Raw genomic sequence first — 15306 nt, forward strand, 5'->3', positions numbered from 1 at the left:
ACGGGGCACGGATGCCGCGGCGCCCGCGTATCTGCGGCGCCCCGCGGCCGCTCTCCCCTATGTGAGCACAGACGTCGAAGACGAGGCATCCGAGGCCGTCGAGGCCGCGGATCGCGAGACGCGCGGGTCGCTCGTGCGCTCGCTCCTCGCCGTCGTCGCCAACGTCGGCGTGCTGACCGCCCTGCTCGTGTACTTCGGCTGGGTGCGCAGCGACCAGATGGCGAAGATGCTCGGCATCGACGAGGCGATCCTCGGGATGACGGTCGACGACTACGTCCGCCGGAGCGTGCAGCCGGTCGTGCTGCTCCCGATCTGCGCGGCGATCGCCGGTCTCGCGTGGGTGGGGCTCGACCAGTGGCTCCGGCGTCGGCGCATCCGGCTCGGAGCCGACGATCGCATCGTCACATGGGTGGCTCGCTGGATGTGGCTCATCGCCGTCGGCGTGTTCGCGCTCGGCCTCGCCCTCGGGCTGATCGGGTACGCGATCACGTACATCGCGGCACCCCTCGTGTGCGCGGGCGGAATGCTCCTGCTCCTCTACGGGCTGATGCTGCGCGGTGGACTCCGCGACGCGGTGAGGTTCGCCCCGATGACCGAGGGCGTCCTCCGTGGCGCGATCGCGATCCTCGTGGCGATCGGGCTGTTCTGGTCGGCGATGAACTACGCGACGGTCGAGGGCACGGAGCTCGCCCGCGACTTCCCGAACCAGATCGAGAAGCTGCCCGGAGTGATGGTCGACAGCGCAGCGCCGCTCGACATCGTGTCGCCGGGCGTCGACGTCACGTGCGCAGGATCCGGCGAGGACCTCCGCTACCGGTATCGCGGCCTCCGCCTGCTCGAATCGACCGGCGGGAAGTACTTCCTCATCTCGGACGAGTGGACATTCGACTACGGCGTGGTCGTCATGCTCCCGGTCGACGGCGACGGCCTGCGGTTCACGTTCGTCCGGGATGTGTACGGGATCGCGGACGCCGGGGGCTTCGGCCCCTGCGCGAGCGCCGACCCGGAGCCCGAGGTCGCGGGGCAGGGCTGAGGTATCTCCCCCGCCCTTTCCCCCCTCCACAACAGCAGATCCTCGACGAAGGAGGGAAGCGATGTCTCCGACAAGAACCACTCCGAAGCGATCGCTCGCGATCGGATCCGCGGTCGCGGTCGCGGTCGCCCTCGGCCTCTCGGGGTGCGGCGAGTACTCGCCTGTGGCACCTGAGAAGGAACAGCCGCCCGCGACGCAGCGGGACGACGACTCGCGACAAGACGTGAATCGGACCGACTCGGACGAGCCGGCACGGCCGGATTCGATTCCGGATGCTGCGCCCCCGGCGTCACCGCCGAGCACCGACACTGAGCAGCCCGGTCCTGGCGGAGGCACCACCCCGCGGAACCGGCAGGGCGGCGGGTCGGGCGGTGCGGGTGGAAGCGGCGGGAACGGCGGAGGCGGCTCCGGCGGGTCCGGGGGCTCCGGGGGCTCCGGCGGGAGCCGGGGCTCGGGCGGGGGCGGCGGTGCGGGCGGCAACGGCGGCCAGCCGCCGATCGTCGTCTACGCGTGGGACCTCCCGAAGAGCGACACGAGCCCCAACAACTTCGACGACGGCCCTGCGTACGGCTACCTCGAGTCGGGGGACTGCGAGACGGCCGCCGCATACCTGGCGCCCAGCCGGCTGACGAACGAGCCCGTCTTCGGAGTGTTCAACATGAAGACGCCGCGCTACGTCGTCCTGCTCTCGGCCGGTGTGGCCATGTGCCGCGGCTCGTTCGACGAGGCCCGCGCGAGCTACACCTACTCCATGACCCAGTGGGGCGTCCAGGGTCTCGATCACCCGAGCCACCCCGTGGCGGAGGACGGCGTCACCGAGGTGACGGCGCCGTGGCGTCGTGGTTACCGGGAGCCCGAGTGCGACCTCTATCGCACCTTGACGTTCTCGCTCACCGGCGTCGCGGCCGACACCCTGCAGTGCCCCGGCGGCGAGCGTCCGCTGCACCGCTACGTCGCGTACGCGGCCGAGGACCCTGCGACGAACGTGGTGGGAGAGGTGATCGTGTGGGACAACCCGCTGACGTTCACCGTCGACGAGAGCCTCGTCCCGCCGGAGCATTGGACCGGCGCACCGGGCACCCCGGGAACGTCCGACCAGATCGGTCCGAAGGTCGCCGGCAACCCTGACGACGAGTTCGATTTCCCCGAGCCGCCGCCCGGCGTGGTCGCCCCTCTCGAGGCCGCCGCTCTGGAATCAGCCGACCCGGTTGCCGCTCTGGGCGCGGTCGAGCCCGCGGCAGCCGAACCGGCGCCCGCGGGAACAGTGACGGACGTGCCCGGCCTGGTCGAGCCCGCCGACGTCGAGCCTGTCGGCGTCGAGCCCGCTGCGGTCGAGCGGGCCCCAGTCGAGCCCGCACCGGCCGACGCCGCGCCCGCGCCGCAGCCCGAGGCAGAGGCATCCGTCCCCGCCGTTGAACCGGCCTCCGCACCTGCTGAGCCCGCGACGCCGCCGGTGACGGCGGAGCCACCCGCCGCTCCTCCGGCCGAGAGCGAGCTCACGGCACCGGCGGTGCCGTAGCTGTCGCGGATCAGCACTCCACGACGTTGACGGCGAGGCCGGCGGCGCTGGTCTCCTTGTACCTCGACGACATGTCTGCGCCGGTCTGGCGCATGGTTTCGATCGCGGTGTCGAGGTCGACGATGTGACTGCCATCACCCAGCAGGGCGAGCCGGCTCGCGGTCATCGCGGTCGACGCGGCGACCGCGTTGCGCTCGATGCACGGGATCTGCACGAGGCCCGAGACGGGATCGCAGGTCAGGCCCAGATGGTGCTCGATCGCGATCTCGGCGGCGTTCTCGATCTGCTCGGGCGTGCCCCCGCGGATGGCGGTGAGCCCTGCCGCCGCCATCGCGCACGCGCTTCCCACCTCTGCCTGGCAGCCGGCTTCGGCGCCCGAGATCGAGGCGTTCGCCTTGATGAGCGATCCGATGGCGGTCGCGGTGAGAAGGAAGGTGCGGATGAGTTCGGGATCGAAGCCCGTCGGCACGGCCGCCTGGTACAGCACCGCCGGAAGCACCCCGGCGGCGCCGTTCGTCGGTGCCGTGACGACCCGGCCGCCTGCCGCATTCTCCTCGTTGACCGCGAGCGCATAGACGGACACCGCCTCGGCGGCATCCGTCGATCCGCCGCGTTCCCCCAGCTGCCGCCACGCGGCGGCGGCCCTCCGCGGCACGCGCAGCCCGCCCGGCAGGACGCCGTCGGAGTGCAGCCCTCGCTCGATGCACGCCCGCATCGCGGCCCAGATCGCGTTGAGACCACGCGCCGCCTCGGCGGCGCCGTGGACGGCGGTCTCGGTCTGCCACGCGATGTCGGCGATGGTGCGGCCGCGGGTGAGATCGAGGAGCTCGCGCATCGTGCGGAACTGCGGTGCATCCGCGGCCGCCTCGGGCAGCGCAGCCGTCCCCGCACCGGCGGGCTCGTCACCCAGCCTGCGGATGAAGCCACCGCCGATGGAGAGATACGTCTCCTCGAGGATCCCGCCCCCGGCGGTGAGTTCGGCGGTCAGCAGCAAGGAGTTGGGATGCCCGTGCGGACGCTCGCGCGATGCGAGCACCATGTCGTCGCGCACGAACGGCACTCCGCCGATGTCGAGCGAGACGCCCGACTGCAGCAGCACCCACCCTCCGTGCACGACCTCGGGATCGACCGTCTCGGGCCGGAATCCGCGCAGGCCGGCGATGACGGCATCCGGTGTCCCGTGTCCGACCCCGGTCGCGGCGAGGGAGCCGTGCAGGCGGCAGCCGAACCGCACGACGTCCGCCAGGACGCCGGCGTCGGCCAGCCGCGTCCGGAAGTCGGAGGCCGCCCGCATCGGCCCGACCGTATGCGAACTCGAAGGACCGATCCCGATCGAGAAGAGGTCGAGCGCGGAGGTGTACACCCCGCGCTCGACCTCGACGGCGGTGCCCGTCATCAGCCCCACAGTCCCAGGGCGAACTCGGCGACCACGGCAGACAGGAGGAAGGATGCGGCGATCGCGACGGTCCCGACCGGGATGATCTTCCAGCCGATGCTCTTGAGCATCGGAAGGTCCTTGCCGAGGCTCAGGCCGGCGATCGTGAGCATCACCGTGATGAGCGACAGGAAGTCGATCGTGTTGGCGACCGTCGTGAACCATCCGGCCACGGGCGAGATCGGCGAGGTGAGGAGCGCCCCGATCGTCATGACGACGATGATCGCCGGGACCTTGCCGCGGGTGACCTTGGCGAGGGCGATGCCGCCCGCGACCAGGACGCCCATCACGAGGTACGCGATGACCATCTCCCACGAGAACCCCTTGGCGGCGATCGCGGCGGCGACCAGCCCCCCGAACCCGATGATGAGCATCGAGACCCACAGCGGCACCCTCACGGTCGGCTTCTTGAGCACCGTCTCCTCGACGGTCTTGACCGCCGACGTCGGCATCGCCCCGGTCGCCTTCGGACGGCGGCCGGGGAGGGTCGCGTCCTTGTTGCGGGTGAGCAGCTTGTAGAAGCGGTCGGCGAGCGGCAGCGACACCCAGACGCCGATGTAGACGCCCAGAACGCCCGTGATGAGGTTCGACGTGGCGGCGAGCGCGAGCACCTGGTCCTGCATGTCGGGGTGCGCCGAGACGATGACCGACGCGGCGGCGGCCATCATCGAGCCCGAGCCGACGCCGGCGCCCATCGCCAGAGCCAGCGGGTCGAAGATGCCCAGCGAAGCGGCGAGCGAGGCGATGAGACTCACGATGATGGCGCCGAAGATGGTGCCGAACACGTACATGGACAGGACGCCCCGGTACTGCGGCGAGTCCGAGCCGTAGCGCTCGCTGACCATCGCGAACGAGCCCTCGCGGTCGATCGAGAAGGTCGCACCGACGGTAGCCGGCCCCATCCGCAGCAGCACGGCCAGCGGAAGGGCCAGCGCGATGGTGCCGAACAGGTGGCCGACCTCCTGCAGCAGCAGTGCGGGCCCCGCCTGGAGCAGCATCGGGATGTTGGGGCCGATGGTGAACGACAGCCGTGCGCACAGGAACAGCACCGCGACGCCCATGATGACCGTCGCCGCCTGCTGCAGGTCGATCGGCAGGGGCTTCAGGCGCTGGCCGGACACGATCGCGCCGGCGGTGATGCCCCAGATCATCGGCAGCAGCGTCACCGAGGCGATGCCGAGCGGGATGACGATCGGTCCGATCGCCTGCGCGCCGGCGGATATGGCGGCGATGAGTCCGATCAGGATCCACAGTCGAGGACTGCGGAAGCCGAGGGCGACAACGGACGCCGCCTTCGCGATCGGGCTCGACGACGTACCGGTGGAGGCGGCGCTGCCTGTGCGGGTGTGAGCGGTCATTTCGGGTTCTCCAGGTGGGAAGGCTTCGCGGCCCCGGCGAGCGGGATCGGTCATGCCTCGAGCGTGATCCGAGTCGCCCCGGCGGGGCGTTCGGCGGTGCGGTGGAGCAGGTCGGCGCGCAGGGCGTCGTCCAGGGCGACGTCGAGCACCGTCCACGCGAGGATCGTGGCGGCGTCGATGACGGCCTCATCGGCTGCGGGGGTGGCCGCAGCAGCAGTGAACTCGGGGTTGTGGGCGGGGCCCGTCTGCCCGAGGAAGGCGATGGTCGGATGGATGGTCGGGACGACCTGCGACACGTTGCCCATGTCGGTGGATCCGCCCCCGAGCGGGGCAGGCGTGATCGTGCGTCCGCGGGCCAGGAGATTCGCGTCCCACAGCTCGCCGAGGGCGGAGTCGTGCTTCATGGGGGCGTACGGGTGCTCGGTCGGCGCCCATTCCCAGCGGCATCCCGTCGCGATCGCGGCGCCCTCGAAGCATGCGAGCACGCGCTTCTTCATGTCGCGCCACATGTCGATGTCGTAGGCGCGCAGCTCGACCTGCACGACGGCGCGGTCGGGGATGATGTTCGTCGCCTCGCCGCCGAGCGAGACGAAGGCGTTGAGGTTCGTCTCCTTCGGCAGGTGCTGGCGGAGGAACGCGATCGAGGTCTGGGCGATCGCTGCCGCCGAGCCGGCGTTGAGACCCTGCTCCGGCATTCCGGCCGCGTGAGCGGTGCGCCCGTGGAACACGACCTCGAAGCGGTCGACCGCGGTGGAGCGGAAGCTCGTTGCCGAGATGTCGTGACCGGTCATGCCGTGCACCATGAGCGAGAAGTCGACGTCCTCCCACGCCCCCTCGAGGAGCATCGCGACCTTGCCGCCGCCGTGCTCTTCGGCCGGCGTGCCCAGTAGCTTGATGCGCAGACCGGCTGCGTCGGCGAGGGGGGCGAGTGCGAGAGCCGCACCGACACCCGATGCCGCGATGACGTTGTGTCCGCAGCCGTGTCCGATGCCGGGGAGCGCGTCGTATTCGGCACAGATCGCAACCGTGAGATCGCCGGTGCCGTAGACCGCTTCGATCGCGGTCTCGACGCCGTACGCGCCGACCTCGACCGCGAAACCGGCGCCCTGAAGCGTGCGCGCGACGAGAGCGGCGGCTTCGTGCTCCTCCCACGAGAGCTCGGGGTTCTCGTGGATAGCGTGGCTCAAGCCGATGAGCTCGGCGCGACGAGCGTCGACGCCCGCGGCGGCGCGGTCCTTCAACTCCGTGACGGTCACGGCATCGGTGGTGGTCAGGCTCACGAGGTGTCCTCTCGTCATTGCGAACGTTGCGGATATGGTGCGCTTTCGCATGTTTCGACTCCGTGACGATGCGCGATATCTGCGGAAAGTGGTGAATGGATGCGGGACACTTGATTCCGGGATCGGTTCCAGGGAGGGTCCGGATGCAGGAGATCTCGCTCGACGCCATCGACCGCCGGCTCGTGCACGCGCTGCAGATCGAGCCGCGCGCGAGCTGGAACGAGCTCGCCCCCGTCATCGGCGTCGATGCCAGCACCCTCGCTCGTCGCTGGGCGCGCCTCCGGGAAGAGGGCATCGCGTGGGTCACCGGCCACTCGACCGACGGGCAGCTGTCGTTGATGGAGATCGACTGCGAGCGGGCGAAGCTGGATGCCGTCGTTCAGGAGCTCCAGCGGGACCCCGCCGTGTACGTGCTCGACGTGACCTCGGGCTCACGCGACCTCATGGCCCTGGTGTTCGCGCCCGACATCTCAGGGCTTTCGGACTACGCGCTGCACCGATTGGGACGACTGGACGGGGTGCGGTCCGTCCGCACGCACTTGGCCAACGAGACGCTGATCGACGGCGGCAGCTGGCGCCTGCGCGCGCTCGATCCCGCTGAAGCGCAGCATGTGCGACCGCCACGCCCGCCGCGGCCGCGTGCCGCGCAGCGGGTGCCCGACGAGTTGCGCGCGGCGATCGAGCGAGAAGTCTGGGCCGACGGACGCGTGCCGGTCACGACGATCGCCGAGCGCAGCGGCTTCGCGCCCCAGCGGGTCGCCGACGCGCTGGCGACGCTGCGTGCGCGTGGCAGCCTTCGCTTCCGCACCGACATGGCGCGCGCGGCGTCGGGGTGGCCCATCTACGCCTGGTACTTCGTCGAGGCTCCGGCCCAGCTGCTCGAGGCGGCCCGGCCAGCCATCACATCGGTGCCCGAAGTCCGGCTCGCGTTCACCGCCGCAAGCCGGTACAACCTCATCCTCGCCGTGTGGCTCCGCCGTCTCGCCGACGTGAACCGATTCGAGGTGGCACTGGAGTCAGCCCTGCGGGGCGCACGCATCGGGGACCGCGCCGTGGTGTTGCGCATCGCGAAGCACATGAATCAGACGGTGGGCGCTGACACGCGCGCGACGGGGTTCGCGGGGCCTGCAGCAAGCTCGTAGAGCGGCTCGCGGTGTCCAGGCACCTGCTGAGTGTCGGAGGTATGTTCTAACCTCAGGGCATGTGCACGACCGATTCGCTCCACTGCGACGACGCAGCCGCCCTGGTGGACGAGCTCGATCGCGTGCGGCGCGCGCAGGCTGGCCTGGAGGCGGAACGCACCCGGCTGCTCGACGAGCTGCGGCGGGTCAGCGAGGCGCATCAGGAGCGGATCGTGTCGTACGACCCGGGCTCGCCGGCTGCGAAGAAGGCGGCGCGGGGTGAGGATCCGGCGACGGATGCTGCGGACTGGGTGGCCCGCTCCACCCGCGCCGAGGTCGCCTGCGTGCTGCGCGTCACTGAGCGCCAGGCCGCAGACCTGCTCCGAGAGTCCCGGGTGCTGTGCGCCGACCTTCCCGCGACCATGACCGCGCTCACCTCCGGGGAGATCTCCTACCGGCACGCAGCGGCCCTGGTTGAGGACGCCGTGATGTTCACCCCGCTCCACCGCGGGGCTTTCGAGGACGCAGTGCTCGCGGGCCGGCGAGATGTCACCGTGCACCGGTTCGCGCACCGGTCGCGGCGGATCCGGGAACACCTCGACCCCGACACGATCCAGGAACGCGCCGACCGGGCGGTGAAGTCGCGAGACGTGACCGTGCAACCCGCCCGCGACGGCATGGGCTGGCTCATGGTCTACGGCCCCATCATGCAGGTCCACCTGGCCCACACCCTGCTCACCGGCACCGCCAAGGACGAACACGATGCCGGTGACCCCCGCACGTTGGGCCAGCTTCGTTTCGACGCGCTCATCGACGCCCTGCTCCGCAACGACCGCCCCGTCGGCGTGCCCGACAGCGCCGACCCCGCGAAGTCGCTGCGCCCGGTCAGGGTGAACGTCACTCTCACCGTTCCCGCGCTCAGCCTTCTCGGTGAGAGCGAAGAGCCTGCCGTGCTCGACGGCTACGGCCCGATCCCCCTCGATGTCGCGATGACCCTCGCCGCCGGCGCCACCTCCTGGCGGCGTGTGCTCACCGACCCCGTCACCGGCATCCGGCTCGTCTACGACCGCACCACCTACAAGACCCCCGCCGCGCTCCGCACCTGGCTCGCCGACCGCGACGGCACCTGCCGGTTCCCGGGCTGCGACACCCCCGCCACCGGCTGCGAAACCGACCACAACCTCGCCTGGGAACACGGCGGCTGCACCGACCACGACAACCTCGCCCACCTCTGCAAGAGGCACCACCGCCTGAAACACCACACCCGGTGGACGGCACGCCTCGATGACGAGCTGCTGGTCTGGACCAGCCCCACAGGCCACGAATACACCACCGCCGGCCGCGAAGACCGTGGCCCCGCACTCACGCCCCTCCGCACCTGAGACTTCAGGCACCGGTGGGCAGGCAGACTGGAGAACGTGACCCGCGCCCAGTCCATCGCCGACCGCATCGTGCTCGAGGCGGACGCCTCGGGGTTCCGGGCGCATGGCCTGCATGTCCTCATCGGTGATGACGTCGCCGAGCACCGGTGGACCGCTGATGTGCGCGAAGACATCCACTCCGCCGCGAAGGGCGTCTGCGTGATCGCCGCGGGTATCGCCGCCGACGAGGGGCTGATCTCGCTCGACGCTCCCGTGGCGACATACCTGCCCGCTGCTGATCTCGGCGAGGGCGTCGACGGGGTCACCCTCCGCCATCTGCTGACGATGACGAGCGGCATCGATCTGCCCTGGTCCGAGACGATGATGACCGACTGGCCCGACCTCGCCGCGGAGTTCCTCCGGCGCCCCTCCCGCGGGAGGGTGTTCCAGTACTCGAACGCCAGCACCTACACGGCGATGCGCGTGCTCGCCGAGCGAGTGGGCGATGTCGCCGACTATCTCGGTCCGCGCCTGTTCGCGCCGCTGGGCATCGCCGACGTCGAGTGGGAGCGCTGCCCGAACGGTCGCATCGTCGCGGGCGGCGGCCTCCCCCTGCGCACCGACGAACTGGCCCGCATCGGGCGGCTCATCCGAGAGCGCGGCAGGTGGGAGGGACGGCAGCTCGTGTCACCGGAGTGGATCGAGGCGATGCACTCCGACTGGGTGGTCGCCGGCGAGAACCCTGGTTACGACGGCTACGCACTCGCGGGCTGGCGCGGCCCTGGCGAGGCCTGGCGCCTCCACGGCGCCTACGGCCAGCTGCTCATCTTCGCGGGCCACGCGGTCGTGACGATCACCGCCGAAGACCACTTCGGCGCCGACCGCATGGCCGCCTTCGTCGTCGAGGCCGTTCACGGCTGAAGCGCCGCGAGCAACCAGCGCCGGAGGCGTCGGCCGGCAGAGTTCAGCTGCGCTGCACGTAGTGGCGCACGGTGTCGTCCCTCTCGACGAGGAACCGGTCGTCCTCCGGGTAGTACACCGCCCTGTCGACGTCGTCGCCCGCGAATCCTCGGATGCTGTCCAGACTGTCCCATCGCGAGACCGTCAGGATCTCCGTCAGGCCGTCGGCGAGGTCACGCGTCAGCGTCCAGGCGTCCTTGTTCCCAGGAAGTGCGCGGTACTCCTCGATGCCCGTCCGCTCGACGTAGTCGACGTACTCGTCGCGGTCCACCGTGCGGATCACTCCACGCCACACGCGGACGATGTTCCGATGATGGCTGTGGTCCGCGACGTCCGGCTCCGCCCGGGCGACGTCGGCCACTTCTTCCTCCGGGCGCGGCGGGATCGTCTCGTCGAACTCGAGCTCGGGGATGCTCGACTCACCCGGTCCCGGAACGTGGGCGTGAGACAGGTGCTCGTCATACGTCGACACGGCGACTCCTTCCCTCAGACAGTCACAGCGTAGATCCACGCAGGTCAGCGCACCCGGAGTTCCTGCGGCAGCACCACCACGTCGACCAGCGCGCCGTTGCGCCACAGGGTCATCTCCATGCGGCGGCCGATCGCGCCCTCGACCATGTGCCGCTGCAGCGCCGTCGGGTCGGCGATCGTGACGCCGTCGAGCGACAGCACGATGTCGCCGACACGCGCGCCGGCCACGGCGGCCGGACTTTCGGGCACCACCGAGACCACCTGCATCCCGACCCGCGATCCGGCCTTCGCCGCGACGTCGGGGCCGAGCGGCACCGTCGAACCGGCGATGCCGAGCCAGGCGCGCCGCACGCGGCCCGACGCCCGCAGGGTGTCGATGATCTCGCGGGTCGTGGCGTTGATCGGCACCGCGAGTCCGAGTCCCACCCCGGCGACGGCGGTGTTCACACCCACCATGCGGCCGGCACTGTCGGCGAGCACTCCGCCGCTGTTGCCGGGGTTCAGGGCCGCGTCCGTCTGGATGACCTCGTCGATCACCCGGCCCGACCGCGTCGGGAGCGAACGGCCGAGCGCCGACACGATCCCCGCCGTCACACTGCCCGAGAATCCCCGCGGGTTGCCGAGCGCCACGACGAGCTGCCCGACGCCGAGTTTCGAGGCATCCCCCATCGTCAGCGGGGGCGGGGTGTCGACGTCCGCGCGCAGCACGGCGAGGTCCGACAGCGGATCGGCGCCGATGACGGATGCTGCCGCCACCGTGCCGTCCGGAAACGCGACCTCCAGGCCGATCGCACCCTCGACGACGTGCGCACTCGTGAGCAGGTGCCCCTCCGAGGTGATGACCGATGCGCTGCCCGCGCCCGCACCCTGCCGCGTGCGCACGCTCACCGCGGCGACGGACGGCAGCACGATCTGCGCGACGCGCATCACCGTCGAGGAGTAGGCATCGAGCGCCTCCTGGTCGTCCACGAAACCAGTGTCGACCCGTCACGGACGCTGCGGCGGAAGTTCGCCGAAGGCGGAAGGCACCTCAGGCCGAGGCATCCCACCAATCCAGCACCCGTGTGCCGACCAGCGTGAGCCACTTCGACGGCTCGCCCTCGGCGACGTCGACGTCGAACCAGGTGCGGCCGGGAAGCGGGGTGGTCTGCAGCCACGTGCCGTCGGGCTGCCGGGCGGCGCGCACGACCTCGACGGCGTCGGCCAGACGGGGGTCGGGCGGCGTGCCTTCGAGCAGTCCGGCGTCGCGGAAGTGGTCCAGGGCGACCAGCGCGCTGTAGCGGTGCCGGTTGGGGTACACGAACCGCGTGACGAACGGGCCCACGACCTCACCAGTCGTCGCGCGGTTCATCAGGTGGCGTGAGAGGAGGTACTCCTCGCCGCCGTGGCGGGCGTCGCGCATGCTCGTGTCGCCCGTGATGCGCTCGTACGCGAGGATGCCGCGCGCCGCGTTGAGCGTCGAGTGGAAGGACGAGCGCACCGAGTCGCCCTCCTCGGCCTCGCAGTTCCAGCCGCCGTCGGCCAGGCGATGTTCGGGGAACCAGGCGACCAGCCGCGAGACGTCGGCGCCGAGCCACGCGCCGCTCGCCAGCGTGTACGAGTTGATGCAGACGTCGACCTCGCCGCCCCAGTACGGCAGGTCCTCGTACTCCCACCGGCTGTTCGCGGCGATCTTCTCCGCGGTGCCGTCGAGCACCGTCGCGTCGACGCCCCACTCGCGGAGGTCCTTCAGCACCCAGGTCGTCGCCACCCAGGGCTGACCGGGCTCGTCCTGTTCGGCACTGCCGAAGAAGCCCGCGGGGAAGAACGCCCCTCCGGCCCACTGGCCGTCGGCGCCCTGCTCGGCGAGCAGTCGCGCTCCGAAACCCTCGGTCGCCACACGCGCGCGCGTCGCCTGCCAGACCTCGGGCGGAGCCCCGGCGAGATCGCGCTCGACCTGCCAGCGCAGCGCCGGGTCGGAGTCGAGCAGCCAGTCGAGCAGATCCTGATCGATGGTCATGCGGGCAGGTTAGTCGCACCTGCCGACAGTCCGCGGCGTCCACCTGGCGCATAGCTTCGTCACCAGAACCGCCCAGGCCCGCTTCCTACGCTCGACCGCATGCCCGAATCCCGAAGACGGGCGAGCGGATTCCTCGGCGGTCTCGCCGGGCTGCTCGGCCTCAGCGCCCTGACCGGAGTCCTCGTGGCCGCCACCGTCACCCCGGCGGTCGCCCTCACGGGCGCCGCCGCATCGCAGGCGATCACGCTGTTCGACAACCTGCCGAGCACGCTCCAGATCGACCAGCTGATGGTGCCGAGCAACTTCTACGCCACCGACCCCGACACGGGTGAGGAGCAGTTGTTGGCGCAGTTCCTCGAGCAGGACCGCACGCCGGTCGCCTACGACCAGGTCTCGTCGGCGATGTACGACGCGATCCTGTCGAGCGAGGACCCGCGCTACTACGACCACGGCGGCGTCGACATCATCGGCACGACCCGGGCTGTGCTGTCGAACCTCGAGGGCGGCGGCGAGACCCAGGGCGGGTCGACCATCAGTCAGCAGTACGTCAAGAACGTCCTCGTGCAGCAGTGCGAGGCGACCGCGAAGACGCAGCAGGCCAAGTACGACTGCTGGTCCGAGGCCACCACGTCCTCCGGCACGGCCGGCATCGAACGCAAGCTGCAGGAGATGCGATACGCGATCGCGCTCGAGCAGGAGTACTCCAAGGACGAGATCCTGCTCGGCTATCTCAACATCGCCAACTTCGGCGGCACCACCTACGGCGTCGAAGCGGCCGCGCGCTACTACTTCGGAACGACCGCCGCGAACCTGACCGTCGCACAGGCGGCGACCCTCGCCGGCATGGTGCAGAACCCCAACAGCTACCGGATCGATCGCCCCGCCGGCTCGATCACGACATCCGACGGCACGACCCTCAACAAGGCGCCGGACGGCGCCATCGAGGACGGCGCGAAGCTCGGGGCGCTCGACGCGCTGGTGACGTCGGGCGAGATCACCGAAGAGCAGAAGCTCGCCGCGGCCGATGGATACACCTCGACGAAGGTGCGCCAGCTCTATGTGCTGAACCGCATGCTCGACGACGGCAAGATCACGCACGACGAGTACGTCGCCGCCGCGATCGAGCCGATCACGCCGGCCATCACGCCGACGGTCACGGGGTGCGCCGCGGCGGGCGGGGCGGCGTACTTCTGCGAGTACGTGAAGGACGTGATCCTGAGCGACCCCGCCTTCGGCGAGACCGCGACCGACCGGTTGCAGACCCTCCAGCGCGGCGGCCTGAACGTCTACACGACCCTCGACTCGCGTGTGCAGACCGCCGCCGAGGCCGCGATGACGCAGTACGCGCCCGCTTCGGCCACCATGCCGACGTCCCCTGGCGCGTCGACGGGACGCTTCGGCTCCACGACCGTGAGCATCGAGGCATCCACGGGTCGCATCCTCGCGATCGCGCAGAACACGAAGTACGGCGAGGACGCGGCCGCCGATGACGATCCCGACTACTCCTCGCTCGTCTTCGCCGGGGATCCCTCGGTGGGCGGATCCACGGGCTTCAGCGCCGGCTCGACCTTCAAGCTGTTCACCCTCCTCGACTGGCTCGAGCAGGGACACTCGGTGAATGAGACCCTCGACGGGCGGCTGCGGGTCTTCACGCACCTCACCAACTCGTGCGACGGCGATTGGGACAACACGTCGAACACCCTCGTCAACAACTTCGGCAAGGCGGCTGGCCGCGTCGGCACGCCCCTGCAGTTCACCGCGGCTTCGCTGAACACCGGATACTTCGCGATGGCGGAGAAGCTCGACCTCTGCGACATCCAGAACGTGGCGGCGAAGCTCGGCGTCACGCAGAGCGACGGCACGCCGATCTCGATGGACAGCCTCAACTCCGTCATCGGCACGGCCCAGGTCTCGCCGATCGCGATGGCCGCCGCCTACGCCACCGTCGCCAACGGCGGCACCTACTGCCAGCCGCAGGTCATCGATCGGGTGACGGATGCTGCGGGCACCGAGATCGCGAAGCCCGCACGCTCGTGCACCCCGGCCCTGGACCCGAGCATCGCGGCGACCGCCGCCTACGCACTGCAGGGCGTGATGGCCTCCGGAGGAACAGGAGCCGCCGGCAACCCCGGCGACGGCACCCCTCTCCTCGGCAAGACCGGCACCCACGAGGCATGGCAGACCTGGATGATCGAGTCGAGCACCAAGGTGACGACGGCGACGTGGGCGGGCAACGTGGAGGGCGGCGGAGACGTCTTCAACACCTGGCACGACGGCACCCGGCTGTCGGACATCCGCTATCGCATCGGCCGGGCGGTGCAGGCCGCAGCGAACGACGCCTACGGAGGGGACGCCTTCCCGAGCCCCGACCCGCAGCTGACCAAGACTTCGCAGGCCACGGTCCCCGACGTCACGGGACTGAGCATCGCGGATGCCCGGAGCCGGCTCGAGGCGGCGGGGTTCGCCGTGCAGGTCGGCGGCACCGTCGAGTCGGAGGTCACGGCCGGGCTCGTCGCGAACCAGGATCCCGGCGCGGGCCGGGCCACCGCCGGCGCGACCGTCACGATCCATCCCAGCGCCGGCCCGGCTGCCTCCGACCCGGGCGACGGCGAGAGCAACGGCAACGGTGAGACCGGCAACGGCGGGACCGGCAACGGCGAGACGGGCAACGGCAACGGCAACGGCAACGGCAACGGGAACAGCGGAGGTGGCAACGGCGACGGCGGCTGATCCCACGCCTCGTGACGACGGACGCTGCGGCGCGGCATC

Annotated in this window: 12 protein-coding genes; 6 read left to right on the forward strand and 6 right to left on the reverse strand. The window is 70.7% G+C overall.

Annotated features, from left to right (window positions below):
* The first annotated feature begins 61 nt into the window (after window positions 1–61).
* Both Q9R33_RS19505 and Q9R33_RS19510 read left to right on the forward strand, forming a co-directional pair.
* The gene (locus tag Q9R33_RS19505) at window positions 62–1033 is read left to right on the forward strand and encodes a hypothetical protein (RefSeq protein WP_310251031.1); all 972 of its coding nucleotides are present in this window, start codon (window positions 62–64) and stop codon (window positions 1031–1033) included.
* Between the two features lie 61 nt (window positions 1034–1094).
* Window positions 1095–2552, forward strand: coding sequence for a hypothetical protein (locus tag Q9R33_RS19510; protein ID WP_311294824.1), 1458 nt, complete (start codon window positions 1095–1097; stop codon window positions 2550–2552).
* A 10-nt stretch (window positions 2553–2562) separates the two neighbouring features.
* On the opposite strand, the gene Q9R33_RS19515 is transcribed toward Q9R33_RS19510, so the two are convergent.
* Genes Q9R33_RS19515 through Q9R33_RS19525 form a run of 3 tightly spaced genes read right to left on the reverse strand, consistent with a single transcriptional unit; the run spans window position 2563 to window position 6625 of the window.
* Complete coding sequence (locus tag Q9R33_RS19515) at window positions 2563–3948, reverse strand: L-serine ammonia-lyase (protein WP_311294825.1); 1386 nt, start codon at window positions 3946–3948, stop codon at window positions 2563–2565.
* Entirely contained in the window at window positions 3948–5345 is a 1398-nt protein-coding gene (locus Q9R33_RS19520; protein WP_311294826.1) for a DUF3100 domain-containing protein, read from the reverse strand. Before Q9R33_RS19520 ends, Q9R33_RS19515 begins: the two co-directional genes overlap by 1 nt.
* 50 nt (window positions 5346–5395) lie before the next feature.
* A complete protein-coding gene (locus tag Q9R33_RS19525) occupies window positions 5396–6625 on the reverse strand; it encodes an amidohydrolase (RefSeq protein ID WP_311294827.1) in 1230 nt (409 codons plus the stop codon).
* Window positions 6626–6768: 143 nt separating this feature from the next.
* On the opposite strand from Q9R33_RS19525, the gene Q9R33_RS19530 reads away from it, so the two are divergent.
* Genes Q9R33_RS19530 through Q9R33_RS19540 form a run of 3 tightly spaced genes read left to right on the forward strand, consistent with a single transcriptional unit; the run spans window position 6769 to window position 10028 of the window.
* Complete coding sequence (locus tag Q9R33_RS19530) at window positions 6769–7767, forward strand: Lrp/AsnC family transcriptional regulator (RefSeq protein ID WP_311294828.1); 999 nt, start codon at window positions 6769–6771, stop codon at window positions 7765–7767.
* Between the two features lie 59 nt (window positions 7768–7826).
* Window positions 7827–9128: a DUF222 domain-containing protein gene (locus tag Q9R33_RS19535; protein WP_311294829.1), complete on the forward strand. Its 1302-nt coding sequence runs from the start codon at window positions 7827–7829 to the stop codon at window positions 9126–9128.
* A 36-nt stretch (window positions 9129–9164) separates the two neighbouring features.
* A complete protein-coding gene (locus Q9R33_RS19540) occupies window positions 9165–10028 on the forward strand; it encodes a serine hydrolase domain-containing protein (RefSeq protein ID WP_311294830.1) in 864 nt (287 codons plus the stop codon).
* 43 nt (window positions 10029–10071) lie between these two features.
* Here the strand turns inward: Q9R33_RS19540 and Q9R33_RS19545 are convergent, their stop codons facing one another.
* The 3 genes from Q9R33_RS19545 to Q9R33_RS19555 form a co-directional block, all read right to left on the reverse strand.
* Window positions 10072–10539, reverse strand: a complete 468-nt coding sequence (locus tag Q9R33_RS19545) for a hypothetical protein (protein WP_235560293.1) — start codon at window positions 10537–10539, stop codon at window positions 10072–10074.
* Window positions 10540–10583: 44 nt separating this feature from the next.
* A complete protein-coding gene (locus tag Q9R33_RS19550; RefSeq protein WP_311294831.1) occupies window positions 10584–11507 on the reverse strand; it encodes a trypsin-like peptidase domain-containing protein in 924 nt (307 codons plus the stop codon).
* Window positions 11508–11568: 61 nt separating this feature from the next.
* The gene (locus Q9R33_RS19555) at window positions 11569–12537 is read right to left on the reverse strand and encodes a squalene cyclase (RefSeq protein ID WP_311294832.1); all 969 of its coding nucleotides are present in this window, start codon (window positions 12535–12537) and stop codon (window positions 11569–11571) included.
* Window positions 12538–12636: 99 nt separating this feature from the next.
* Here Q9R33_RS19555 and Q9R33_RS19560 point away from each other — a divergent pair, with 99 nt between their 5' ends.
* Window positions 12637–15267, forward strand: a complete 2631-nt coding sequence (locus Q9R33_RS19560; protein ID WP_311294833.1) for a penicillin-binding protein — start codon at window positions 12637–12639, stop codon at window positions 15265–15267.
* The last annotated feature ends 39 nt before the right edge of the window (window positions 15268–15306 follow it).

The sequence above is a fragment of the Microbacterium sp. PRC9 genome, assembly GCF_031844125.1.
GTDB lineage: Bacteria > Actinomycetota > Actinomycetes > Actinomycetales > Microbacteriaceae > Microbacterium.

Excerpts from the sequence above, each read along its gene's own strand:
- Q9R33_RS19510 (WP_311294824.1), top strand. The coding sequence starts at position 1,095 with ATGTCTCCGACAAGAACCACTCCGAAGCGATCGCTCGCGATCGGATCC.
- Q9R33_RS19515 (WP_311294825.1), bottom strand. The coding sequence starts at position 3,948 with ATGACGGGCACCGCCGTCGAGGTCGAGCGCGGGGTGTACACCTCCGCG.
- Q9R33_RS19520 (WP_311294826.1), bottom strand. The coding sequence starts at position 5,345 with ATGACCGCTCACACCCGCACAGGCAGCGCCGCCTCCACCGGTACGTCG.
- Q9R33_RS19530 (WP_311294828.1), top strand. The coding sequence starts at position 6,769 with ATGCAGGAGATCTCGCTCGACGCCATCGACCGCCGGCTCGTGCACGCG.
- Q9R33_RS19535 (WP_311294829.1), top strand. The coding sequence starts at position 7,827 with ATGTGCACGACCGATTCGCTCCACTGCGACGACGCAGCCGCCCTGGTG.
- Q9R33_RS19555 (WP_311294832.1), bottom strand. The coding sequence starts at position 12,537 with ATGACCATCGATCAGGATCTGCTCGACTGGCTGCTCGACTCCGACCCG.
- Q9R33_RS19560 (WP_311294833.1), top strand. The coding sequence starts at position 12,637 with ATGCCCGAATCCCGAAGACGGGCGAGCGGATTCCTCGGCGGTCTCGCC.